This is a genomic window from Dactylococcopsis salina PCC 8305 (assembly GCF_000317615.1).
Classification (GTDB): Bacteria; Cyanobacteriota; Cyanobacteriia; order Cyanobacteriales; family Rubidibacteraceae; genus Halothece; species Halothece salina.
This window is the reverse complement of record NC_019780.1, coordinates 909258-931767: the sequence shown is the minus strand read 5'-3', so window position 1 is coordinate 931767 and position 22510 is coordinate 909258. Positions and strand designations below refer to the sequence as shown.

Sequence of the window (22510 nt, the reverse complement as noted above, 5' to 3'; positions counted from 1 at the left end):
AGAATTAGGAGAATCTCTTTTGGGTATCGAGCTTCGGAGTTATGTTTATTTAGATAGCCTACAAGCGCAACACGCAGCTTATATGGGAACTGTGTCTTTAGGATTTTTACCGCTTCCTGGGGATACTTCCCTCTGGATTGAAATCTCCCCTGGCATTGAAATTAACCGCATTACTGATGTCGCACTGAAAGCAACCAATGTCCGTCCTGGAGTACAAGCGGTAGAACGGTTATATGGTTTGTTAGAAATTCATTCTTCGCAAAAAGGAGATGTCACCATCGCTGGGAGAGCGATTTTAGATGCTTTAGGGGTTTCGGAAAAAGATGGCTTAAAACCGAGAGTGGTTTCTAGTCAGATTATTCGCAATATTGATGCTCATCAAGCACAACTGATTAATCGCACTCGTCGCGGACATATGTTGTTGAAGGGAGAAAGTTTATATGTGTTTGAAGTAGAACCAGCCGCGTTTGCCGCTTTAGCTGCCAATGAAGCGGAAAAAGCCGCTAATATTAACATCTTACAAGTTTCCGCAGTGGGGAGTTTTGGACGTTTGTATCTCGGAGGAGAAGAACGGGAAATTATCGCGGCTTCTCATGCGGTAAAAGGAGCAATTGAAAATGTACGTGGACGAGAACGGGTAGAAGTAAAAACCAATGAATAATCCTCAACAAACTAATCTTTTTGAGAATCAATCACAATGGGAAAAGATTCCCTATGATGCCAATATTCCGATTCCTAGACAAACTTATAGTGATTTAGAGCAATTAGAAAGTCACTGTCGGCAGTGTCAACGATGTGAGCTATCCCAAACGCGATCGCAGGTGGTGGTGAGTCGAGGCAATAAGAATGCTGATGTGATGATTATTGGCGAAGCACCCGGACAAAGTGAGGATGAGCAAGGTTTACCGTTTGTGGGAAGGTCAGGACAATTATTAGACCAGATTCTCGCTTCTGTGGCGTTAAGTGTAGAAAAGGATGTTTATATTTCCAATATTGTTAAGTGTCGTCCTCCTCAAAATCGCACCCCGACGGCGAAGGAAATTAATGCTTGTAAACCTTATTTGTTGGAACAGGTGGCATTGGTTGACCCACTGATTATTTTGTTTACTGGTGCGACTGCTTTTAAGGGGCTAACAGGAGAAAAAAAGGCAATTAGTAAAATTCGCGGTCAATGGTTACAGTGGGAAGGACGTTGGGCGATGGCAATTTTTCATCCTGCTTATTTGTTAAGAAATCCTTCGCGAGAAAAGGGTAAACCCAAGTGGTTAATGTGGCAGGATATTCAGAATGTTAGCCAGCAATTAAAGGCAATGAGAACTAACCATAAGTGATTCTAATTACACATTAATTGAAACTAGATATCTAACTAAAGAAAGAAATAGAAAATTGCTTTGGGGAAAGAAAAATGATCAGGAGATGAAACTGTAATTATACGGTTGTAAAAAGGGGACAATAGCTTTAAGATCAGGTTGTGTATGAGAAAAGGTTAGTCATAAAAACTAACTCTTTAAGGTAAATAAACGTTAACTTAAATTCCTCTTAAATAGAAAAATATACAATCTTTATAGCTAAGTCCCGATCGACCAAAATATCATGCCTTCTCCTCTCACTGAAAACGTCAAACAAAACAGCTTGGAACTCCTGAAAAGTTACCAAGAAAATCCCAGCCAAGTCACCCGTAACTGTATTGTAGAATTAAATTTGGGCTTGGTTCGCAAAGAAGCTCACCATTGGGTGCATCAGTGTGGCGAAAATTATGAAGACTTAATTCAGGTGGGTTGTATTGGTTTAATCCGCGCGATCGAGCGGTTTCAGTTATCAAAAGGAAACGCTTTTAGTTCCTTTGCCATTCCCTATATTCGTGGGGAAATTCAGCACTATTTGCGCGATCGAAGCAACACCGTAAAAATTCCTAGACGCTGGCTAGAATTAAGACAACAAGCCGTAAAAGTAACCAGTCAGTTAAGAGAAAAATTAAACCGTCAACCCACAGACACAGAAATTGCTGAAGCGCTAAACGTTTCCATGAAAGAATGGGAGAACGTAAAATTAGCAGCCAAAAATCGGGAAGTTTTGAGCTTAGACTTGCCATTAGGATCAGGAGAGGGAGACGAAACCACCAGTCTGGGTGAGTTAGTACCTGACGCTCAATATCGTAGTTTTCAACTTGCTCAAGAAGACCAAATCCGATTACAACAAGGTTTAGTCGGATTAGAAGACAAAATCAGACAAGTGCTAGAATTTGTCTTTTTACATGATCTCACACAGAAAGAAGCCGCAGAAATGTTGGGGGTGAGCGTGGTGATAGTGTCTCGTCGGATGAAGAAAGGGTTAAAATTACTCAAAAGTAAGATGTTATGAAAAGGCTGTTGTTGCTCCAGATTTTAGTAATTGCTCTGTTGTCCCTCAGCAGTTGCAAACTTCCTGAATCGGATACAGAATCGGAAACCACGCAAAACCCACAAACTGAATCCTCTCCAGAGGAACAACCCGACGAAGAAGAAAAAGAACAGGAAGAAACAGCAGAAGAACCTCAGTCCGAAAGCAGTACCGTTGTCGGATTGAAACAAGCCACTAATCCAGAAGAATTTGTGCAAGAACGAGGGGAAACTCCTGGAGAAAGACGCAACGATCCCTTTTCGTTATTTCCCGTTCCTCCTCAACAATCGCAAGCGGAAATAGAGACATTGGAAGCACAAAGGGAAGCAGCAGAGGAAGGAGAAGCAGCGACGGGAGAGGACGGAGAATCACCTGAATCGTTACCGAGTTTACCGTCAGAGGGTTCACCGCAAGCGCCTCCTCAACCTGAGATTGCGAGAGCGGTACAAGTTCAAGGTGCAATCAGAATCGGGAATAGTGCGGTTGCGATCTTAAAAGCGCCCAATGATCCTAACAGTCGTTATGTGCGTCCTGGCAACTTTATCGCTGGTGGTCAAGTGTTGTTAAAGCGAATCAATATGGAGGACAGACCAACGCCAACGGTCGTTTTAGAGGAGTTAGGCGTGGATCAAGAAGTGATTAAGGCAGTAGCAGTCGCCCAGCCAGAGGAGACAGAAGAGACAGAGGAGACAGAGCAGTCGGTTTTACCGCCGCCGCCTCCTCCTGCTATTTAATTGGGCTTAAACGGTGCTGATGTCCTCTTCTTTTGCTTTTAAGATTTCATCGACTTTGGCGACATATTTATCGGTGAGTTTCTGGATTTTATCTTGAATATCACGAGCTTCGTCTTCGGAAAGTTCGTGTTTTTTCTCCGCTTTTCGCACTTCCTCGATCGCATCTCGGCGGATGTTGCGAATGGAAACTCGTCCCTCTTCTGCATATTTGCCAGCAATTTTAACCAATTCTTGGCGACGATCGCTGGTGAGGGGAGGGATATTTAAGCGCACCATCTCACCGTCATTATTAGGGGTTAAGCCAATATCTGACATCGAGATCGCCTTTTCGATTTGTTGCAAACTCCCTTTATCGTAAGGTTGAATGGTTATCGTCGTCGCATCTGGCGTGCTAATGTTAGCCAGGGATTTCAGGGGCGTTTCCATGCCATAGTATTCCACCATTACCCGATCCAATACTGAAGCATTCGCTCGTCCCGTGCGTAAGCTATTGAAAGACTGTTGCGTCGCATCAATCGCTTTTTTCATTTTCGTTTCCACGTCTGACAATTTCATGGTGTTCCTCCGACCAATGTTCCAACAGATTCTCCTTTGACAACGCGCATGATATTGCCTCGTTGTCGGAGATTAAAAATAACAATGGGAATGTTATTATCTCGACAGAGCGCGATCGCGCTGCCATCCATCACCCGTAAATTTTCACTTAAAACATAAGTATAAGTGATGGTTTCAAACAAACGCGCATTGGGATTCGTCTGGGGATCACTATCATAAACCCCATCCACTTGTGTCGCCTTGAATAAGACTTCCGCATCAATTTCCGCAGCCCGTAAAGCGGCGGTAGTATCAGTGGTAAAAAAGGGATTTCCCGAACCCGCCGCAAAAATCACCACTCGTTTTTTTTCCAAGTGGCGAATCGCCCGTCGCCTAATATACGGTTCAGCCACTTGTTGCATTGTAATTGCACTTTGGACTCGGGTAGGAATCCCCTCTTGCTCTAAAGCATCTTGTAAAGTCAAAGCATTCATTACCGTCGCAATCATACCAATGTAATCGGCAGTTGCTCGATCCATCCCCGCCGAAGCGGCTTTCACACCGCGAAAGATGTTTCCACCACCGACCACGATCGCCATTTCCACGCCCGTGTTGACAATTTCTGCAACTTCTTGAGCAATTTCGCTGACCACAGTGGGGTCAATGCCATAGTGATGAGAACCCATAAGAGCCTCACCACTTAATTTTAGTAAAACCCTTTTATAACTCATCATTAATCAGGGGTCTGAAACCCTTTTCCTTAGCAATTATCCTTTTAGTTTGGTGAATCTAACCAATTAAATCATGTTTCGTTGCCACCGACATTATTTATACCATTTTCAACAATTAGTGCTACCACAGATTCCCCCCCTTACGAAGGGGGGTTAGGAACGTTATCCCCCCCTTACGAAGGGGGGTTAGGGGGGATTATACCAAGCCCGATCGACGCTCAAGTCCCCTCAAACGTTATCCCCCCCTTACGAAGGGGGGTTAGGGGGGATTATACCAATCCAAATCACACTTATTTCCCCTCAAACGTTATCCCCCCTTACGAAGGGGGGTTAGGGGGGATTATACCAAGCCCGATCGATGCTCAAGTCTCCTCAAACATTTAATTAAGAAAAAAGGAACTTTGAGCAAAAATTTTTTATCATATAGATGTAAAAAGAAAGCCTTGAATCAACCCAATCCAATATTCTCCTCACTGGTAATTACTATGAAAACCCAACTTTTAACCGCTTTCATCCCGCTATTTGCCGTAACAGCAACTGCTCTTCCTAGCACCGCTCAAGAAGCAGAAAATATGCAGCAGTCTGCCAATTCCTCTCCCCAAGAGATGTTTCGCTGTGACCTCAGCCAAGAGACACCAAGCACCATTATCACTGGTATGATGAGCAGTGAAAACCCAAATCCGATTCCCCTAATCAATTGGTCAGAGGAATATTTCAGTTCTCCAGAGAGAGCTTTATCCCTTTGTCAAGAAGTGTCCCAGAAACTACAAACCTTTCACGAAGAAGGACAACTCACCAGCTTATCTTTAATGTCGGGAGAAGTGGATGGAGAATCAGTAATTTGCCTCAAAAACACATCCGAATCAGGTTGCAACCCTGAACAGGTTCTTTTCCCCCTAGAAACCGATAAAAATCCAGATGTTGTCCTTTACGAACTCATCGCGGCTGATTTCAAGCCCCCTCGCACTCGTGGTGATTTTCCCACTCGGATCAATTTCGGAGTCTTCAACTTCCTGTAAGTTTCTAATTACTTTCTGGAGTCGCAAGCGACACTTCTTCCACTTCTGCTAAACGCTCTATGGCTAACCGAGAGGCGGTTTCCCCTCCCGAAAGACGTTTTAACAATTTGGGTCGCGGATCATGAAGTATATAAAAAATTTCTTCTCCAGGTTGCCATTCTTGATCCGCTTTTACCACCTGTAAACTATCTTGTCGTTTAATCAGTAGAGGAAGTAACTCTCCAGAGCGAATCAGTGCTTGTAAATGCGCTTGCTGAAAAGAAAAGCCTTCTTCTCGTAACACCGTATGACCTAACTTAATTTTTCCTTCATCCACATATTCATTCCAGACTTTAATCGGAATTTCCGACATAAACGCCTGATTAACCTTAGTTTTATTGGCTGGTGTGCGAGCTTTCGAGTTTTTCGGAAAAGCGGCAAACACTCGCGGCGGTTGAAACTCCTCTAACGCTCTTTGGGCGAGAACTAAATTCACTTCGCCATTATTCGTCATCGCCAAAAACGTTCCCAAAGACTCAATTCCCGCTTCCTCTAACACGCTTTCATCTAACCCACTACTTTGAATCACATTCAAATTCACCGCTTCAGCACCTTCACAGGCTTCGGGATCAGTATCAATCATTACCACTGATTCTCCCTCCTGTTGGAATAACTCTCCCAATAAACATCCCAAAGCATTACAACCAATAATTACCGCTCCGGTTGTCCCTTCAGAAGTAAGTTTTAAGCCACGCGCCACCCAACGAGCGGTTAACCCTTGAATCACCACTGTCATCATTATTGTTAAGAAGACAATGGCTTTTAAGGAATCTCCCCCTGTAATGCCGCGTTGGGTGAGCAAAATCGCAAATAAAGACGCAACGGAAGCGGAAACAATGCCTTTCGGTCCCACCCAACTGATAAATAGTTTTTGTCGCCAATTTAAACGGCTTCCGATGGTACAAACAAAAACACTGAGAGGACGCACCAAGAACATTAAACATAAGACGGTGAGAACACTTCCCCAACCAAGAGCGAAGACACTAGCAATGGAAAGGTCAGCCGCTAGGAGAATGAACAAAACGGAAACTCCCAACATGGTCAATTGTCCCTTAAAGCGTCTGAGCATCCGTTCTTCTGGTACAGATAAGGAGCGCACCACAACACCAGCTAAAACCACCGCCATTAATCCCGACTCACTGCGAATCATCTGGGAAACGCCAAATAATCCCCAAACCCCAGCTAAGACCACGAGATTTTTTAAGTCTTCTGAGAGGAAATTTAAGGGCTTTTTTAAAAGCAGTCCCATAATCGCCCCACCGACTAAACCGATAATAATACCAATGCCACCGCGCAACAGTAGTCCATTTAAAACTTCCATCACACCCGCTTCACTGTTGAGGATGGTATCGAGAACGACTACTGCTAAAATTGCACCAACAGGGTCAATGAGTACCCCTTCTCCTTCCAAAATTGTCGCCACTTGTCGATCGACCGCCACTTGCTTTAATAAAGGACTAATGACAGTGGGACCTGTTACCACCACCAGAGAAGCGTAGAGAAACGCCAATTGCCAAGGAAATTCTCCGAGCCAATGGGCAGCCATACTGCCGCCAAAAAGGGTGATGCCAGTGCCAATGGTGACCAGATTACGCAGACTGCTGGAAACTCGTCCTAAGTCTCTTAATTCGAGATTGAGTCCACCTTCAAATAGGATGATGGCAACAAGAAGCGCGACAATGACTTCTAATCCCATTCCCAATTTATCGGGGTAGAGAATACCGAGTCCATCTGCTCCTAAAGCGACCCCAATCAGCAGGAGAAAAACAATCCCAGGGATTTTAAGGGTTTCTCCCAAGACTTGAGCGGTAATGCCAGCAAAAACCGCGATCACGATTTGGAGAGTAATGGTAAATGATCCTTCCATAAATCAGAGTTGTGTTGGGAGCGATAATTTGACGATCGGGCAATTTGATAAAAAAGGGTTTTAGCCATTTTATCATCTGGTTTGGAAAAGCTAGGTATAACAACTGATTATGGGTAATGGCTCACTGGTTACTGATTACTGCAACAGTTGTGTTATCTCTAGAGATAATCGCGCTCAAATCAACTTATGGATCGTCAAACTTTTACGGGGGATGGATCAACGAATCGGATTCGTAACCACAATGCTTGGACAGAAAGATTGATTATCATCGCCCTGCTGATGGCAGGGTTATTCTTATTTACCATTAATTTAGGGGATTTACCGCTTCGAGATTGGGATGAGGGGACGGTGGCGCAAGTGGCGCGAGAGATTTTTCAAGCCCCTGAAAACACCGATCGATGGTTATTTCCCACGCTTTGGGACAAGCCTTATTTGAATAAACCGCCGTTAGTTCATAATCTCATTGCCACGTTTTATCGTTTGGGGGGCGTAAATGAAACCATGGCTCGTCTTCCTTCCGCTTTATTGATGGCGGTTTCTGTTCCCTTGTTTTATGCGTTGGGAAAAGAGGTTTTTTTGTCTCGCCAACCCGCTCTATTCTCGGCTCTGATTTATTTAACCACGTTACCGTTAGTTCGTCACGGTCGTTTGGCGATGCTAGAGGGGGCGGTGGTTTGTTTTTCAATTTTGTTAATGTGGTCTGTGCTTCGATCGCGCCGTGATTTGCGTTGGTGTTTTGGCATCGGCATCAGTTTAAGTTTAATTGGACTGACGAAAGGAATGATGGCGCTGTTATTGGGGGGAATTGCGTTTGGTTTTCTTGCTTGGGATACACCACGTCTTTACCGTAGTTTCTATTTTTGGGGAGGGATTCTCCTCGGTTGTTTACCTGTTGGCGCTTGGTATGGTTTTCAATGGTTACACTATCAAGAGGCTTTTATTGAGACCGCAGTTTTTTCTCAGTCTTTGAGTCGAGTTTGGCAAGCGGTGGATGATAATGGGGGGCCACCTTGGTATTATTTCCAGCGTTTGCTCCATTTTTTGCCTTGGCTGATTTTTTCTGCTTGGGGGCTACATCTCGCTTGGCACGATCGAATTTGGAGTTGGTCAAAGTTAGTTTTAGTCTGGAGTGGGGTTTATTTTCTGGTTATCTCTGCGATGAGTACGAAGTTACCTTGGTACATTTTGCCCCTTTATCCAGCTTTGGCTTTAGCGGGTGGCAGAATGTTAGCAGAAATCTTCCGTTATCCTCGTGAAAAATCTTATTCTCGTTATTGGGGAGGATTATTACTTTTCCTAGCAGTGGTGGGGTTAGGAGCAAGTGTTTATTCTGGCTTAGAGGAAGCAATGAGCCAAAAGTTAGCGGTAATCTTCTTGGCGGTGGCGTTAACCACTGGCATCAGTGGCGGTTTAATTTTACGACGAAATCCCCAATTTATTAACATTTTGACTTGGGGAATGTATGTTTCTCTGGTTTTACTGGTACTCTCTCCTCATTGGCTTTGGGAGTTAAATGAAGCCTATCCCGTTAAACCAGTGGCGATGCTCATTCGAGATCAAGTTCCGCCAGATGTCCCGATTTATACGTCTTTTGCTTACGAGCGTCCTTCCTTGAATTTTTACGCTCAAAGGCGAGTGATTGCGGTGACGAATGAGGAGTTAAAAATGTATTGGGAAAAGACACCACAAGCCTATTTTTTGGTGGATCAGAAAACGTTTCAACAGCTATCTTTGGCGGAAAATTCTGAACAAAATTATCAAGCTCCTCCGAACTGGAATTTAGTTACTCCTGAGAATAATAATTGATCGAATTTAGAATCTACTTTCATTTGTGAGAACCCCTTAACCAAGTCCCCCCAGAATTGGGGGTTAGGGGGCGAATGGTTTATCAGGTTTAGGTAATTGCTTATAGTGGGTGTTGGGTTTCGTTGCTCTCCACCCCACCTACATTTTTGTCCTTCGTCCTTCGTCCTTTGTCCTTTGTTTTTCAATGACTAATGACCAATGACCAATGACTAATGACTAATTATTGTTGGGTTTCGTTACCTCCACCCAACCTACAATAGACTAATGACCAATGACCAATGACCAATGACCAATGACTAATTATTGTTGGGTTTCGTTGCTCTCCACCCAACCTACATTTGGGTGTTGGGTTTCACCCAACCTACATTTGACTGTTGGGTTTTACCCAACCTACTGTTGATCATTTGTTTAAGGCAGCTAAAACGGCTTCATGGAGAGAGCCATTACTAACGACAACCCCACGATTTTGGAAGAGTTTAGCCCCGACGGAAAAATCTAAGGGTTTGCCATACATATCGCTGGCTCGTCCCCCTGCTTCTTCGGCAACAATCACTCCTGCTGCGTGATCCCAAATGTTTTCTCGGTAGTCGGGCTGTTTTGGGGAGGGAAGTCTTAAATACAGGGCGGCGGCTCCAGAGGCGACTGCGCCATATTTGGCTTGACTATCCATTCGCAGGGAGGGGCTTTTAATTCCCGCTTGTTGCGCGATCGCGCTTTGTTGACTTTGATCCCCGTGAGCGACTTCTACGCTCTCCACAAACCGTAAATGCTCCTCATCGTCGGGAGAAGCCACCCGAATCGCGGTAAATTCATCTGTTTTGAGGGAACGAACTTTTGTTCCTTCACCGCGCACCGCCACGAATAATAAGCCTTCTTCGTTGAGAGGAGGGGCTAAATCAAGGGATAAAGCAGGACAGGCTAAAATTCCCACTTTCACTTCTCCTTCTTCGATTAAAGCCAGCGCGATCGCGTATTGATCCCCTCTCAAAAAGCCTTTTGTGCCATCAATGGGGTCTAATGTCCAAAAGCGCTGACTCGGTTCACCATTCCCATGATCAATCCACTGGGTAACATCTTCGGTGCTAACGTTAGGGATTTCTTGCTTGACATATTCGGTAACTTGTGCTAATTGCTCAGACATCTCCGACGATCGAAGCGCGGTCGCATCTTCTTCTCCCACCACTGGATCATTAGGAAAGGCTTCAGCTAAAGCACGACAGATAATTGCCTGTGAGCCAAAATCTGCTATGGTGACAGGAGAGCGGTCTTGTTTTTCGATGCGATCGGGAATATTCCCCCGTACCGCTTGGCACAATTTCGCAGCACTTAAACTCGCTTCAATTCCGACTTGTAATTCTTTTTCGTAAGCCATTCTTGTTGATTTATTCAATTAAAAATATGGTCAAAAATTAACTTGATAAAATCATCTAAATGCTTGTCGGGAAAAATGTCAATCCCAACCCAAGATTTCAGCGTGTAGGCGAACATAAATAAAACTAACATGACCAAAAGCGCGTAAGTGATAGTATTCCCCACTTTGGTAATGTTGCTAAGAAAACGATAACGTTTTTGTTGGCGTCGATCGCGTCCAACGAGAAACACAACATAATAGTGAGCAAAAATTCAATTGATACGCCAGCGAATATCAACTAATTTCGGAGACGATTTCGGTAACGCCTCCGCTAACATTTCCCGAATTGCGGTTAATTGTTCCTCAGATAAACTACCCAAAATTTCAGGAGATAGTTTCTGCAAAAAAGTGTCTGGAGTGAGTGGCATAACGGAACAAAACGGTAGAAACCGTAAGAGTTCGTTTGTCCTATAACCTTACTTAAAAAAGTAAGGCTCTTTTCGGTTTGAGTGAGTTGAAGTGCAAACAAATGATGGGCATTCTCCTTCAAATCTATCTGTTAACCTAAGCCAAGAGGTCGCCCTCTTGACTCGGCTTCAGAACGGCACGTGAAACTTTCGCTTCATACCGCTCCTCTCCAAACTACGCTGTACTAACAGAACTTCCCTGTCTAGTTTCCGATTTACGACCTTTCTTTGTTTTCTTCTGGGCTTTCTTTCGCCCCTTATTATCCATTTGTCGTTGTCGGTCTTCAGCAGTTTTCTGATGGTGACAATGACGATGAAGTAACTGCAAATTCTTGTAATGGTCTTTGCCCCCTTCAGCTTTAGGGACGATGTGGTCAACCTCCACTACATCTTCATCCTTAACGTAAAGTCCACAACGAGCGCATTTTCCTTTCTGTTGCTTCATCAGTGTAGCAACCCGTTTCGGTGTGCCAGGGTATTCACCCCGACGTTTACTCCAATACCGCCAATCTCCATCATAAGGAGACCTCGTACCCTCGATTTTTATATGTCTTTCAATTGGTGTCCATACGTGCTTGCGTAATTCATGCTTGCCCGCAACAGGAGAATTTGGTATATCAGGTGGAGTAGAAAAGACCCATTTAGCATTTCTATCTTCTCCGTCTAGGTTTTTCTCCTTAGTCAAATGAAAGTATCTACCTTCACACCATTTTAGAGTTTGGTTGGGATGACGGCTCTTTATCCAGCGACGTAGTTTGTTATAGACTAAGTTGTCTATGTGTGAAAATGTTTCTTTTGAGCAGATTGTTTTGTGGTAGTTGCACCAGCCGATGATAATCGGGTTTAGCCTTCCAATGATTGCTTCTTGAGACTTACCTTTCATTGAATCTAGCACTTCAACAATCTTTTCATAATGTGTCTTTATACTTTTGTCGCTAGGTTTGATAATTGTTTTGAATCCGAGTAACTCGCCATTCGTACTTTTTCCCGTATGGTTCTTCCCGACTCTATATTGTCGGACGTTCCATCCTAAAAAGTCAAACCCTGCCTTTGTTTCTTCTGTATCATACAAGGTGTGGCAAATTCTCGTCTTGCTCTCGCTTAATTCCAAGCCTAAGCCATGTAACCACTGTTCAATCAGCTTTCTCGCTTGTTGGATGACAGATTTATCCTTGTGAAGAACAACGAAATCATCTGCATACCTGATTAAGGAAATACTCCAACGGTTATCCCGTTTACCTCCCTTCCAAGTTTCAGCCCATTGTTTTATGTACTCTTCAAGTCCGTGCAGGGCTATGTTTGCCAAAAGTGGACTAATTACCCCTCCTTGTGGTGTCCCTTCCTCTGTAGGCATCCAATCACCTCTATCCAAGACCCCCGATTTCAACCAAGCTCGAATCTGTCGGGCAATAGTCGGGGTTGTATTTAATTTTTGTAAGAGAACATTGTGATTTATACGGTCGAAGCATTTACTAATATCCGCATCAAGAACCCATTTGGCTTTTTGTTTAACGGTTAAATAGATTGCTCGTTCCGCGTCATGGCAAGAGCGTCCTGGTCTGAATCCGTACGAGTTAGGCTCAAATTTTGCCTCCCATTCAGGCTCTAAAGCCAACTTAAGGAGAGCCTGCCTCGCACGGTCTTCCATTACTGGAATACCCAAGCCACGTTTTTCTTTGCGACCTGGTTTCGGAATCCAGACCCGTCTTAAGGATTTACCTTTCCCTGTAAGGGTTAGGCTTTCAGCAAGGCTCAACCTTTGTTTAGGACTTAGGCTTTTAATACCATCCACCCCTGCGGTATTTTTACCCTGGTTATCCTGCGAAATACGCCTTACTGCTAGGAGTTTGGCGCACCAAGACCTCAACAATAATCTTTGGAGTTTGTGAACTTTAGCCACGTCACCACTTAGAGAAGCTCGATAAATCCGCTTTTGGAGCTTAAACACCCGTATTTCAACCTCCTTCCAGTCAATCTGACTCCACTCTGTCTCTGCCATGAGATTAAACCCAAAGCCTAACCAGAGCATTAAGAAGGTCTTTGTCCGAGCATCACATTTATACCTGATTTGGTTCATAACATTACTCTACTTTCGCGTATTATCTTCGTAATCTAAAGTGGATACGTCTGCTTATCCTTCTCGTTAAAGAAGGCGTTTGCTTCTTATCCAATCCTGCCCTCGCTCTACCCGACTAATGAGTCAGAGATTGCGTCCCGACAGACTACTTGAGAAATCGACCTATCCCAAGAGTATGAACGAGGGTTACTTCGTTCCTGAATTCCATTGTTTGAGACCTTAGCCCCCTATTATCCACCGAACAAATTGAAGGTGTGATACAAGCTGGTTTAAACTTATATCCTTTTGTCTTGAGCTTATTTCGCTCCCTGCGAGCAGCCTTTACGCAGGTTGCCAATCACGATGGTTCAGACATAGGTTCGTTAACTAGACATAGCCTCTTGCTAGGGATTTACCAGTTTAGGCTTCCAGCAGTGACCCCATTTAACCCTGCTTCATCCTCAAGTAGTCAACTCTATAGATGAGGGTTACGCTGTCCTCTCACACCCTGAGAGGGATGGATTTGAATTAACGAGTTATACTCTACCTATTTCTTAGCTGTTGCTCCACAGGTTCTCACCAACATGGAAATCAAGTTGTCAAGGTTTTGTACCCCGAAGGGTTCTAACCATGCTCCTGTTTATACCTCGGAATTCGTGGGAACTCCTGCGATTTCACAGGAAACGAATCGCACAAACCCCTTGGCGGTCACTCTAACGCCTTTGCCTAATCCAAGCTAAAAAATAGCCCTTCCTTAAATTAGGGAACACCATCAAAGAGAGTGTTCTACAAGTTAAATTCATCTCCCCCGCTATGGGTGAAGAACTAAGTTTCTTACGAAACCTAACCTGCAAGATGAACCCTTTAATTATAACAGATTTAATCCTGTTTTGTACTAAATTATTACGCTATTTAGTTATTAGAATGCGAGACTTCCGTAAATGTATCCCTTACGAGAGGAAGGTAGCTTAAAGTTACTTTTAGACAAAATCTAGCGAAATAGGTTGGGATTGAGACGAGAAGGAGAAGAATTAGAACGTAATTGATTACCTGTTCCTCCATCCGAGCGATCTAAGAAAGGACGTAAGTTAATACTATCATTGCTTTGTTGAGAAGCCTGATTCGAGGAACGTCCTCCTAATAAATCTCGTAAGCTGGAATTACTGGTATAGGTGGTAACGCCTTGGGTTTGTTGTCCTTGGTTAGCGCTGGCGAGGTTCTCAAAGACTCGATCGCGAGTTAGAATTGGGTCTTGTCCTTTGGGAACAGTAAAAACAATCCGACAACTGGGATCATTTTGAGTTGTCACACAAACCACATTTTGATTGTTAATGACGCTAGTTTGTAATTCTAGTAAGCCATCAGGGCGATAATTTTCGAGACGATCGCTAATCGCATTACAGCGTCTTTCTGGCGACCAATTGCCTCCCATTTGTTGAGGAATTGCCCAAGGATAACTTTGATTGGGCTGACTTTGGGGATTATACATAACGGTATATTGACCATTATTGTATTCGCAGGTAAAGCGACGGTCATTAGCAGTGGGAGTGGGATTAGGGTTAGAGGGTTTGCTTTCCACTACCACGTCTTCTGGTTGTGGGGTGGGAGAAGGCTCATTTTCAATGGGAATCGTATCGACAATGACTTCGGGAACGGTTTGCGGCGCTTGACTAAAAAGTTGAGGAAATGATGAGGTTAAGGAATTACCCTCAGCAGAAAGCGGAAAACTACTGACAACGATCGCAACGGTCGATAAACTAAACGTCAAAGGGCGTAACATAAGAAATTAATCCTGAACAATGGAAAACTACTAAGTAATATGTCGTGGTGGGATTGGTTTAGTTCCAATCTTCAGGACTTAAACAGTAGAAGGAATGGCGCCCCCCTACCCCCCAACTTGGGGGGGAGCAAATCAGAAAGTCCCCCAGAATTGGGGGATTTAGGGGGCAAGGGCTTCACTCGGGTGTAGAAGGAATGGCGCCCCCCTACCCCCCAACTTGGGGGGGAGCAAATCAGAAAGTCCCCCAGAATTGGGGGATTTAGGGGGCAAGGGCTTCACTCCTGTATTGTAAGATTCAGATCAATTCCTAGAGGAAAAATGGAAATTGGTAAACTTCGCGGTATGGTAGAACGGGCAATTATTGATGGGGAACTCTCCCGACAAGAAAGGGACGAGATCATGGAAACCATCTATGGAAAAAAACAAATCACACAGGAGGAGTGTGAGCTAATGCGGACATTGCAACAGAAAATATGGACAGCGGAGATCAAAATTCAGGGTTAACTCAACTTTTACAACAGGTGCGTGTTCTCGATACGGTATCGGAAACCGATCGAATTGCGGATGTACTCCTCGAAAATAACCAAATTAAAGCAATTCATCCTCAAATTACGGACTATCCCTCCTCAACCGAGGTTAAGGACGCTCATGGCTTAATTTTTGCCCCTGGTTTGGTTGATCTTTACAGTCATAGTGGCGAACCGGGATGGGAAGAAAGGGAAACTCTCATTTCTTTAGGAGAATCGGCTCTCGCGGGTGGGTTTACAAGAGTGGGGATTCTCCCCGATACACAGCCTCCTTTAGACGCTCCCGCAACGATCGAGTGGTTAAAACGTTTTACTCCTTCTCACGCGCCAAAATTCCATTTCTGGGCTGATTTGACGGTGGGAGGAAAAGGGGAACAGATGACGGAGTTGGGAGAGTTGGCGGCTACAGGAATTGTGGGGTTTACTGATGGACAACCTTTAGGGAATTTAGGGTTATTACATCAGGTGTTAACCTATGTGCAACCATTGGGAAAACCTGTGGCGTTGTCGTTGGGCGATCGAGCGTTGAGTAAAAATGGGGTAATGCGAGAAGGAAAACTCTCCTTAAAAACGGGTTTACCTGGTAATCCCGCCGTCTCAGAAACGGCGGCTTTAGCTGCCATTCTAGAATTAGTGGCGGTGATTCCCACTCCCGTTCATCTCATGGGAGTTTCCACAGCGCGAAGTGTCGAATTAATTGCCGATGGGAAAGCCAGAGGACTCCCGATCACAGCCAGTACCACTTGGATGCACTTAATTTTAAATACCGCAGCCATTACCACTTATGATCCCAATTTAAATATTTGTCCCCCATTGGGCGATCGATCGGATCAACTTGCCTTGATTACTGCGGTAAAATCAGGAATAATTGATGCGATTGCAGTGAATCACACTCCTTACACCTATGAGGAAAAAACTGTTGCTTTTGCTGATACACCACCAGGGGCGATCGGGCTAGAATTAGCATTGCCCTTGCTGTGGCAAACCTTTGTGGAAACGGGAGAATGGACTGCTTTAGAATTGTGGCAGGCGTTGAGTGCTTCTCCACAAACCTGTTTAAATCTCCCTCCTTTGCGCTGTACGGTGGGGGAAACCACAGAAGCAATTTTATTTGATCCGAAAAAAACTTGGACAGTGTGCAAAAGTAATTTAAAATCTCTCAGTACCAACACACCTTGGTTCGGAAAGCAAATCACTGGTCAGGTCGTTGATCGGTTTTTTAATGACGTAAAATAACTGAATTATAGTGGAAAAATCTAAATCAATTTGGCAAGAACTGTGGGAAAACTTAAAAGCGATCTTAATCGCGCTCATTATTGCCTTTTTCATCCGTGTCTTGATCGCCGAACCGCGCTACATTCCTTCTGATTCCATGTTCCCCACCCTAGAAGTGGGCGATCGAATCGTCGTGGAAAAAGTCTCTTACTATTTCTCCTCTCCAGAGTTTCAAGATATTGTGGTCTTTAATCCACCCCAGTTATTACAAAATTATGGCTACGATGCTAATCAGGCTTTTATTAAACGAGTGATTGGCGATTCTGGTGAAACGATCGCCGTCGGTAATGGTAAGGTTTATTTAAGCGGGATGAAGATTAAAGAACCTTATATTAAAGAACCTCCTAACTATGAACTTTCGCCCCTCACTGTTCCCAAAAATAAACTGTTTGTTTTAGGAGATAATCGGAATAATAGCAACGATTCTCATGTGTGGGGGTTTCTCCCTGAACAAAATGTCATTGGTCGTGCGGTGTTCCGCTTTTGGCCTCTCGATCGCATTGGACTGATGTGATCAAAAAAAGTTTGGAGAAAAAACAAAATACCACTATAATCCCCACTGTACCTGCTTTAAATTATTCCCGAACTAAAACTGGTGATTGCAATTTACCCTGGTAGTTTCGATCCCATTACCTTTGGGCATCTCGATATTATTAAACGAGGAACAAGACTGTTTGATCAAGTAATTGTGGCTGTTCTATGTAATCCCAATAAAGCGCCTCTTTTTCCCGTAGAACAGCGGATGCAACAAATTAAAGACTGTACTCAAAATCTGTCTAATGTCACCGTCGATAGTTTTGTCGGCTTAACGGTAGAATATGCCAAACAACGTGATGCTACTGTTCTTTTACGAGGGTTACGGGTGCTGTCAGACTTTGAAAAAGAGTTACAAATGGCTCACACCAATAAAACCCTTTGGGAAGAGATGGAAACTGTATTCTTGGCAACATCCAACGAGTATAGTTTTCTGAGTAGTAGCGTTGTTAAAGAAATTGCTCGTTTTGGCGGCTCAGTTGAGCATTTAATCCCGAAAAGTGTCGCCCTGGATGTTTATAAATGTTACGCAAAAACTCCCACAGTGAATCAGACTCAAACCAAACCAACAACGAACCTTCCTCAGAAACACTCGCCATCCAAGAACAATTCCGACAACTGGAAGAATTTATAATTAATACCAATAACCTTCCTCTGACTCCTTATAAGTTTTTAAATGAGGATCAGTTTTTTGCGGAAATGGATCGGATTTGGGAAAATATGCCTGATTTTATCCAAGAAGCTGCTTATATTGCGAAGAAACAAAACAGCATTCTGAAAGAGGCTTACGAGCATCAAGATTATATTATTAAACAAGCTCAACAAGAAGCGGAACGGATTAAAAATCAGACTCGGATTGTTCAACAAGCTCGCCAGGAAGCCGCCCAAATTCAGTCTCAAACTGAGAAAGAATGTGATGAGTTTTGTCGGATTGCTTTACAAGAAATTGAGAAGTTACGCCAGCAAGCATCTGCAGAATGTGAACAGTTACGAAAGGATGCGGATGATTATGCAGCTTCCGTACTAAGGGATTTAGAGCAACGCTTAACCCAAATGTTGGAAGTGACTCGCAATGGTCGTGATTCTTTACAGTCTTCTCACCAGGAAAAACCGAAACCCAAACGACACCCGAAACGTCGGGCGAATTAGGTGTAGATTTCTAGGGAAAAAACGGCGGCAAAATGGCGGATCAAGTCTTTCCGAACTTGTTGAGTTGTGATTTCAGGGCAAAATTGCTCGATACTTCCCACCGCTCGATCGGTGATCCCACAAGGGACAATCTGAGAAAAGCCACTTAAATCAGGACAAACATTTAAGGAAAATCCGTGCATCGTGATCCAGCGTTTCGCCTTGATTCCGATCGCGCCTACTTTTACCCCTTCTACCCAAACCCCTGTTAATCCTGCTTCTCGCGTCGCATTTAAGCCATAGTCTGCCAAAGTCGCGATTAAAACTGTTTCTAGTTGTCTTAAATACCAGTGGAGATCACAACGATGATAACGCAGATTTAAGATGGGATAACCAACCAGTTGTCCTGGACAGTGATAAGTAACTTCTCCGCCTCTTTCTGTGCGATAGAGCGGGATAGAACTGTTTTTGGGGTCAAATTTGAGGTGATTTTCCGTTGCCCCTGTTCCTAATGTATAAACAGGAGGATGTTCTAATAAAATCAGTACATCGTCCAGTTGGGGGTTGTCTAATCGTTCCGCAATCAGCGATCGTTGCTGATCCCAAGCTACCTGATACGGGACAGTTTTTTGATTTTTTAAACAACAACGTCGTTTCAATTTCGATCGAGTTTTAATGCGTTTCCTTTCGATAATACCAAGAAATGTTAACAACCATTAAAAAGCGCATCAAAGACGATCGTTAACTAGAATACAAAGTGTTAAGGTAGAAACAGAAAAGAAAACCAAACAAGGAGGAAAATCCTTAATTATCAACAAGACCTTTACCATCAGTAAGCAAATTAGCAACATCAAATTTGCTTAAGGAAAAAGGAAAACAGTTGATTTTTTCTAGTATTTATTCACCAAAGATCGCAAGAAAAAACGTTTGTGATGCCAGAAAGCGAAACCGAAGCAAGGATGATTCATTAATTAAAAATAAAATCTAATTGCTCTCTTGGTGTCATTAAAGATAAAATAAATTTCCTGCTCAAAATTAATTTTGGGATCAGGATAAATCAATTAAAAATGTTAGAAGATGGAGTAGCAAAGATGAAGCTTTTAATCCAGGGCAATAATATAGAAGTGACTGAAGCCATCCGCAATTATGTTGAAGAAAAACTAGAAAATGCGGTGAAACACTTTCAGCAAATCACCTCAAAAGTGGATGTTCATTTATCAGTAGCTCATAATTCCCGTGTCAGCGATCGAACGAAAGCAGAGGTTACCGTTCATGCAAATGGTAAAGTAATTCGAGCGCAAGAACACAGTGGTGATTTATATGCGAGCATTGATTTAGTTGCCGATAAAATTGCCCGTCAGCTTCGTAAATATAAAGAAAAAAATTTACATAAAAAAACGCATGACAGCCCAAAAACGGCGGAAACGGTTACTCCTGAACCCGTCAGTGAGAACCTAGTGCGCGATCGCGCCCCCGAACTTCCAGAAGACGTAGTTCGTGTCAAATACTTTGCGATGCCGCCGATGTCGATCGAAGAAGCACAAGAACAGTTGCAATTAGTCGATCATGATTTTTATGTGTTTTGTAATGAGGAAACCAATGAAATCAACGTCATCTATCAGCGTAATCATGGGGGCTATGGTGTAATCCAACCGCGAAAAGGAAACGGTCACACTCACGGCGTTTTACATGACAAAGTGCATGAGGCTGATCAAAATGGTAACAGCGCACCCGCCAAACCCGAAGAAGAATTGAGCGAATGTCCGCCAGCAGAAGTCTAGAGGCGGTAGTGACCAGTGACCAGTGACCAGTGACCAGTGATCAGTCATTAAGAAACGAGTAGAGAGAAAAGAGAAAAATAGGCATTTAAACTCACTTCTAAATTCTCTCTTCTCACTTCTTGATTCCCAGTGACCAGTGACCAGTGACCAGTGACTAGTGACCAGTGATCAGTAACCAGTGATCAGTAACCAGTGATCAGTGAATAAATGATCGATCAATTTTTCACCTTTACTAATTAAGTTTGAGAACTACTGGTAACTGCTTAACTGATCACTGGTCACTGTAATTGGTCAATTCTTTGATAATCTAGAAGGGCTGTCATTGAATCATAAACACTTCATCAATGCTCGACTTAACAGACAAAAAAGCCCTAGTCACTGGAATTGCTAACAATCGATCGATCGCCTGGGGAATTGCCCAACAACTGCACCAGGCTGGCGCAGAAATGGGAGTAACCTATTTGCCCGACGATCGAGGCAGATTCGAGAAAAAAGTAAGAGACCTGGTTTCCCCGATCGATCCCAGCTTATTTTTACCTTGTAACGTCCAAGACGACGCACAAATTGACGAAACCTTCCAAGCCGTCGCCGAAAAATGGGGAAAACTAGACATCCTCATTCACTGTCTCGCCTTTGCAGGAAAAGACGAACTCTCTGGAGACTTTAGCCAAACCTCAAGAGACGGATTCAAACAGGCACTAGACATCAGCAGCTATTCCCTAACCCGATTAGCAAAAGCCGCCAAACCCCTAATGACTGAAGGCGGAAGTATTGTCACCCTCACCTATTTAGGAGGAGAAAGAGTTGTCCCCAACTATAACGTGATGGGAATTGCTAAATCAGCACTAGAAATGAGCGTCCGTTATTTAGCCGCCGAAATGGGAGAACAAAATATTCGGGTTAATGCCATCTCCGCCGGACCGATTCGCACTTTAGCCTCTTCTGCGGTGGGAGGAATTTTAGACATGATTCATCACGTTGAACAAACCGCCCCCTTAAAGCGTACCGTCACCCAAACCGAAGTCGGAAATGCGGCGACGTTTTTATGTAGTGACCTCGCCAGTGGCATTACAGGACAAGTGTTATATGTGGATTCTGGATATAACATCATGGGAATGTAACGGATTAACCAAGAACAATTAACAAAAATGCAACTTTCACAACCTCAAGTTTCTAACTCTCGTACCGCCTCTGTCTCTCGGACAACAGGAGAAACAGATGTTTCCGTCACGCTGAATCTCGATGGAGAAGGGAACTGTGACGCACAAACAGGAATCCCTTTTCTTGACCACATGATTCATCAAATTGCGAGTCATGGCTTATTTGATCTCAACGTAAAAGCCACTGGAGACATTGAAATTGATGATCATCATACGAACGAAGATGTAGGAATTACTCTCGGTAAAGCATTCGCCCAAGCATTATCCGATCGTAAAGGGATTTATCGCTTTGGTCATTTTATCGCCCCGTTAGACGAGGCTTTGATTCAAGTGGCTTTAGACTTTTCTGGACGACCTCATCTCAGTTATGGTTTGGAGATTCCGACGCAACGAGTGGGAACTTATGACACTCAGCTAGTGAGAGAATTTTTTGTCGCTGTGGTCAATCATAGCCAAATGACCCTACATATTCGGCAGTTAGACGGGATTAACTCACACCACATTATTGAGGCGACATTTAAAGCGTTTGCTAGAAGTCTGCGCGGTGCTGTAGAAATTGATCCCCGTCGTAGTGGTCAAATTCCCAGTTCTAAGGGCGTGCTTTAGGATTGTTTTGATGATGGAAATGAGCGGTCAGTTTATTGTTTTTGAAGGCATCGAAGGCGGTGGCAAAAGTACCCAAATTGAAAAAACCCAACAGTGGCTATTAGCAGGAGGATTGGGAAAGTCAGTGGCGGTGGTGCGAACTCGTGAACCAGGGGGAACTGAGTTAGGAAAGAAGTTACGATCGATGCTGTTAGAGAGTCACAATTTCGATCTAGATAATCGCAGCGAGTTACTGTTATATGCCGCCGATCGCGCCCAGCACGTTAACCAGTTCCTAAAACCGCAGTTAGCGCAAGGAAAAATTGTTCTCTGCGATCGATTTATCGACTCCACCACCGCTTATCAGGGATATGGACGAGGCTTAGATTTAGATTTAATCACTCAACTGAACAAAATCGCTTCCTGTGGATTAGAAAGCGACTTAACCTTATGGTTGGATGTGGCAGTAGAAACGGGCTTAGAACGGGTCAAACAACGGGGAAAGCGCGATCGATTGGAACAAGCCGATCTTTCTTTTCACCATCGCGTTCGATCGGGCTATGCCAAACTAGCAATGCAATTCCCCGAACGAATTGTCAAAATTGATGCCAATGGCACAGAAGAACAGGTGCAACAACAAATCCGAACTATTTTACGTTCTGTTTAACGTCCCCATAAGGATTTGAGGCGATTAAGTTCAGGTAAAAATGCAAGTTCATTGATTGTTCAATCGTCAGACCTTGCATCAAAACCTTAA

Annotated in this window: 23 protein-coding genes; 15 read left to right on the top strand and 8 right to left on the bottom strand. The window is 43.7% G+C overall.

What is annotated here, in order from left to right; all coding sequences use genetic code 11:
* Positions 1–19 precede the first annotated feature (19 nt).
* From DACSA_RS04775 to DACSA_RS04760, 4 genes are all read left to right on the top strand, one after another.
* Complete coding sequence (locus DACSA_RS04775) at positions 20–661, top strand: bacterial microcompartment protein (RefSeq protein ID WP_015228673.1); 642 nt, start codon at positions 20–22, stop codon at positions 659–661.
* The gene (locus DACSA_RS04770) at positions 654–1331 is read left to right on the top strand and encodes a uracil-DNA glycosylase (protein WP_015228672.1); all 678 of its coding nucleotides are present in this window, start codon (positions 654–656) and stop codon (positions 1329–1331) included. The genes DACSA_RS04775 and DACSA_RS04770 overlap by 8 nt, the downstream gene beginning before the upstream one ends.
* A gap of 262 nt (positions 1332–1593) precedes the next feature.
* Positions 1594–2361, top strand: a complete 768-nt coding sequence (locus DACSA_RS04765; RefSeq protein WP_015228671.1) for an RNA polymerase sigma factor SigF — start codon at positions 1594–1596, stop codon at positions 2359–2361.
* Entirely contained in the window at positions 2358–3113 is a 756-nt protein-coding gene (locus tag DACSA_RS04760; RefSeq protein WP_015228670.1) for a hypothetical protein, read from the top strand. The genes DACSA_RS04765 and DACSA_RS04760 overlap by 4 nt, the downstream gene beginning before the upstream one ends.
* A gap of 6 nt (positions 3114–3119) precedes the next feature.
* Here the strand turns inward: DACSA_RS04760 and frr are convergent, their stop codons facing one another.
* Together frr and pyrH are read right to left on the bottom strand one after the other, a co-directional pair.
* Positions 3120–3668 carry a ribosome recycling factor gene (frr, locus tag DACSA_RS04755; protein WP_015228669.1) on the bottom strand — a complete coding sequence of 183 codons (549 nt, stop codon included), beginning with the start codon at positions 3666–3668 and terminating at the stop codon, positions 3120–3122.
* On the bottom strand, positions 3665–4378 hold the full coding sequence (pyrH, locus tag DACSA_RS04750; protein WP_015228668.1) for a UMP kinase: 714 nt from the start codon (positions 4376–4378) through the stop codon (positions 3665–3667). Before pyrH ends, frr begins: the two co-directional genes overlap by 4 nt.
* A 485-nt stretch (positions 4379–4863) precedes the next feature.
* Between pyrH and DACSA_RS04745 the strand changes: the two genes are divergently transcribed.
* Positions 4864–5397 carry a COP23 domain-containing protein gene (locus DACSA_RS04745; RefSeq protein ID WP_015228667.1) on the top strand — a complete coding sequence of 178 codons (534 nt, stop codon included), beginning with the start codon at positions 4864–4866 and terminating at the stop codon, positions 5395–5397.
* A 4-nt stretch (positions 5398–5401) separates the two neighbouring features.
* Here the strand turns inward: DACSA_RS04745 and DACSA_RS04740 are convergent, their stop codons facing one another.
* The gene (locus DACSA_RS04740) at positions 5402–7303 is read right to left on the bottom strand and encodes a cation:proton antiporter (protein WP_015228666.1); all 1902 of its coding nucleotides are present in this window, start codon (positions 7301–7303) and stop codon (positions 5402–5404) included.
* Positions 7304–7489: 186 nt separating this feature from the next.
* On the opposite strand from DACSA_RS04740, the gene DACSA_RS04735 reads away from it, so the two are divergent.
* Positions 7490–9109 (top strand): glycosyltransferase family 39 protein, encoded by a 1620-nt coding sequence (locus DACSA_RS04735; RefSeq protein ID WP_015228665.1) that lies wholly within the window; start codon positions 7490–7492, stop codon positions 9107–9109.
* A gap of 400 nt (positions 9110–9509) precedes the next feature.
* On the opposite strand, the gene DACSA_RS04730 is transcribed toward DACSA_RS04735, so the two are convergent.
* From DACSA_RS04730 to DACSA_RS04715, 4 genes are all read right to left on the bottom strand, one after another.
* Entirely contained in the window at positions 9510–10481 is a 972-nt protein-coding gene (locus tag DACSA_RS04730; protein ID WP_015228664.1) for a 3'(2'),5'-bisphosphate nucleotidase, read from the bottom strand.
* 251 nt (positions 10482–10732) lie between these two features.
* Positions 10733–10888 (bottom strand): hypothetical protein, encoded by a 156-nt coding sequence (locus DACSA_RS20280; RefSeq protein ID WP_156800654.1) that lies wholly within the window; start codon positions 10886–10888, stop codon positions 10733–10735.
* A gap of 214 nt (positions 10889–11102) precedes the next feature.
* Entirely contained in the window at positions 11103–13004 is a 1902-nt protein-coding gene (gene ltrA, locus DACSA_RS04720) for a group II intron reverse transcriptase/maturase (protein ID WP_015228098.1), read from the bottom strand.
* A gap of 970 nt (positions 13005–13974) precedes the next feature.
* Positions 13975–14763 (bottom strand): COP23 domain-containing protein, encoded by a 789-nt coding sequence (locus DACSA_RS04715; RefSeq protein WP_015228663.1) that lies wholly within the window; start codon positions 14761–14763, stop codon positions 13975–13977.
* 318 nt (positions 14764–15081) lie between these two features.
* Here DACSA_RS04715 and DACSA_RS04710 point away from each other — a divergent pair, with 318 nt between their 5' ends.
* From DACSA_RS04710 to DACSA_RS04690, 5 genes are all read left to right on the top strand, one after another.
* The gene (locus DACSA_RS04710) at positions 15082–15267 is read left to right on the top strand and encodes a hypothetical protein (RefSeq protein ID WP_015228662.1); all 186 of its coding nucleotides are present in this window, start codon (positions 15082–15084) and stop codon (positions 15265–15267) included.
* The gene (locus DACSA_RS04705; protein ID WP_015228661.1) at positions 15237–16526 is read left to right on the top strand and encodes a dihydroorotase; all 1290 of its coding nucleotides are present in this window, start codon (positions 15237–15239) and stop codon (positions 16524–16526) included. The genes DACSA_RS04710 and DACSA_RS04705 overlap by 31 nt, the downstream gene beginning before the upstream one ends.
* Positions 16527–16536: 10 nt before the next feature.
* Positions 16537–17079, top strand: coding sequence for a signal peptidase I (gene lepB / locus DACSA_RS04700; protein ID WP_015228660.1), 543 nt, complete (start codon positions 16537–16539; stop codon positions 17077–17079).
* A gap of 81 nt (positions 17080–17160) precedes the next feature.
* On the top strand, positions 17161–17733 hold the full coding sequence (gene coaD / locus DACSA_RS04695) for a pantetheine-phosphate adenylyltransferase (RefSeq protein ID WP_015228659.1): 573 nt from the start codon (positions 17161–17163) through the stop codon (positions 17731–17733).
* The gene (locus tag DACSA_RS04690) at positions 17622–18248 is read left to right on the top strand and encodes an ATP synthase subunit B family protein (protein ID WP_198007634.1); all 627 of its coding nucleotides are present in this window, start codon (positions 17622–17624) and stop codon (positions 18246–18248) included. The genes coaD and DACSA_RS04690 overlap by 112 nt, the downstream gene beginning before the upstream one ends.
* Here the strand turns inward: DACSA_RS04690 and lipB are convergent.
* The gene (gene lipB, locus DACSA_RS04685) at positions 18245–18886 is read right to left on the bottom strand and encodes a lipoyl(octanoyl) transferase LipB (RefSeq protein WP_015228658.1); all 642 of its coding nucleotides are present in this window, start codon (positions 18884–18886) and stop codon (positions 18245–18247) included. The two genes, DACSA_RS04690 and lipB, sit on opposite strands and share 4 nt — an antisense overlap.
* Before the next feature lie 432 nt (positions 18887–19318).
* Here lipB and hpf point away from each other — a divergent pair, with 432 nt between their 5' ends.
* The 4 genes from hpf to tmk all read left to right on the top strand — a co-directional run bounded on the left by hpf (position 19319) and on the right by tmk (position 22420).
* Entirely contained in the window at positions 19319–20008 is a 690-nt protein-coding gene (gene hpf, locus DACSA_RS04680) for a ribosome hibernation-promoting factor, HPF/YfiA family (RefSeq protein WP_041235690.1), read from the top strand.
* 344 nt (positions 20009–20352) lie between these two features.
* On the top strand, positions 20353–21129 hold the full coding sequence (gene fabI / locus DACSA_RS04675; protein WP_015228656.1) for an enoyl-ACP reductase FabI: 777 nt from the start codon (positions 20353–20355) through the stop codon (positions 21127–21129).
* A gap of 27 nt (positions 21130–21156) precedes the next feature.
* Positions 21157–21774 (top strand): imidazoleglycerol-phosphate dehydratase HisB, encoded by a 618-nt coding sequence (gene hisB / locus DACSA_RS04670; protein WP_015228655.1) that lies wholly within the window; start codon positions 21157–21159, stop codon positions 21772–21774.
* A gap of 19 nt (positions 21775–21793) precedes the next feature.
* Complete coding sequence (tmk, locus tag DACSA_RS04665; protein WP_041235328.1) at positions 21794–22420, top strand: dTMP kinase; 627 nt, start codon at positions 21794–21796, stop codon at positions 22418–22420.
* Positions 22421–22510 lie beyond the last annotated feature (90 nt).

Coding starts and splice junctions, on each gene's coding strand:
- DACSA_RS04770 (WP_015228672.1), top strand. CDS start 654: ATGAATAATCCTCAACAAACTAATCTTTTTGAGAATCAATCACAATGG.
- DACSA_RS04765 (WP_015228671.1), top strand. CDS start 1,594: ATGCCTTCTCCTCTCACTGAAAACGTCAAACAAAACAGCTTGGAACTC.
- DACSA_RS04760 (WP_015228670.1), top strand. CDS start 2,358: ATGAAAAGGCTGTTGTTGCTCCAGATTTTAGTAATTGCTCTGTTGTCC.
- frr (WP_015228669.1), bottom strand. CDS start 3,668: ATGAAATTGTCAGACGTGGAAACGAAAATGAAAAAAGCGATTGATGCG.
- pyrH (WP_015228668.1), bottom strand. CDS start 4,378: ATGAGTTATAAAAGGGTTTTACTAAAATTAAGTGGTGAGGCTCTTATG.
- DACSA_RS04745 (WP_015228667.1), top strand. CDS start 4,864: ATGAAAACCCAACTTTTAACCGCTTTCATCCCGCTATTTGCCGTAACA.
- DACSA_RS04740 (WP_015228666.1), bottom strand. CDS start 7,303: ATGGAAGGATCATTTACCATTACTCTCCAAATCGTGATCGCGGTTTTT.
- DACSA_RS04735 (WP_015228665.1), top strand. CDS start 7,490: ATGGATCGTCAAACTTTTACGGGGGATGGATCAACGAATCGGATTCGT.
- DACSA_RS04730 (WP_015228664.1), bottom strand. CDS start 10,481: ATGGCTTACGAAAAAGAATTACAAGTCGGAATTGAAGCGAGTTTAAGT.
- DACSA_RS20280 (WP_156800654.1), bottom strand. CDS start 10,888: ATGCCACTCACTCCAGACACTTTTTTGCAGAAACTATCTCCTGAAATT.
- ltrA (WP_015228098.1), bottom strand. CDS start 13,004: ATGAACCAAATCAGGTATAAATGTGATGCTCGGACAAAGACCTTCTTA.
- DACSA_RS04715 (WP_015228663.1), bottom strand. CDS start 14,763: ATGTTACGCCCTTTGACGTTTAGTTTATCGACCGTTGCGATCGTTGTC.
- DACSA_RS04710 (WP_015228662.1), top strand. CDS start 15,082: ATGGAAATTGGTAAACTTCGCGGTATGGTAGAACGGGCAATTATTGAT.
- DACSA_RS04705 (WP_015228661.1), top strand. CDS start 15,237: ATGGACAGCGGAGATCAAAATTCAGGGTTAACTCAACTTTTACAACAG.
- DACSA_RS04690 (WP_198007634.1), top strand. CDS start 17,622: ATGTTACGCAAAAACTCCCACAGTGAATCAGACTCAAACCAAACCAAC.
- hpf (WP_041235690.1), top strand. CDS start 19,319: ATGAAGCTTTTAATCCAGGGCAATAATATAGAAGTGACTGAAGCCATC.
- fabI (WP_015228656.1), top strand. CDS start 20,353: ATGCTCGACTTAACAGACAAAAAAGCCCTAGTCACTGGAATTGCTAAC.
- hisB (WP_015228655.1), top strand. CDS start 21,157: ATGCAACTTTCACAACCTCAAGTTTCTAACTCTCGTACCGCCTCTGTC.
- tmk (WP_041235328.1), top strand. CDS start 21,794: ATGAGCGGTCAGTTTATTGTTTTTGAAGGCATCGAAGGCGGTGGCAAA.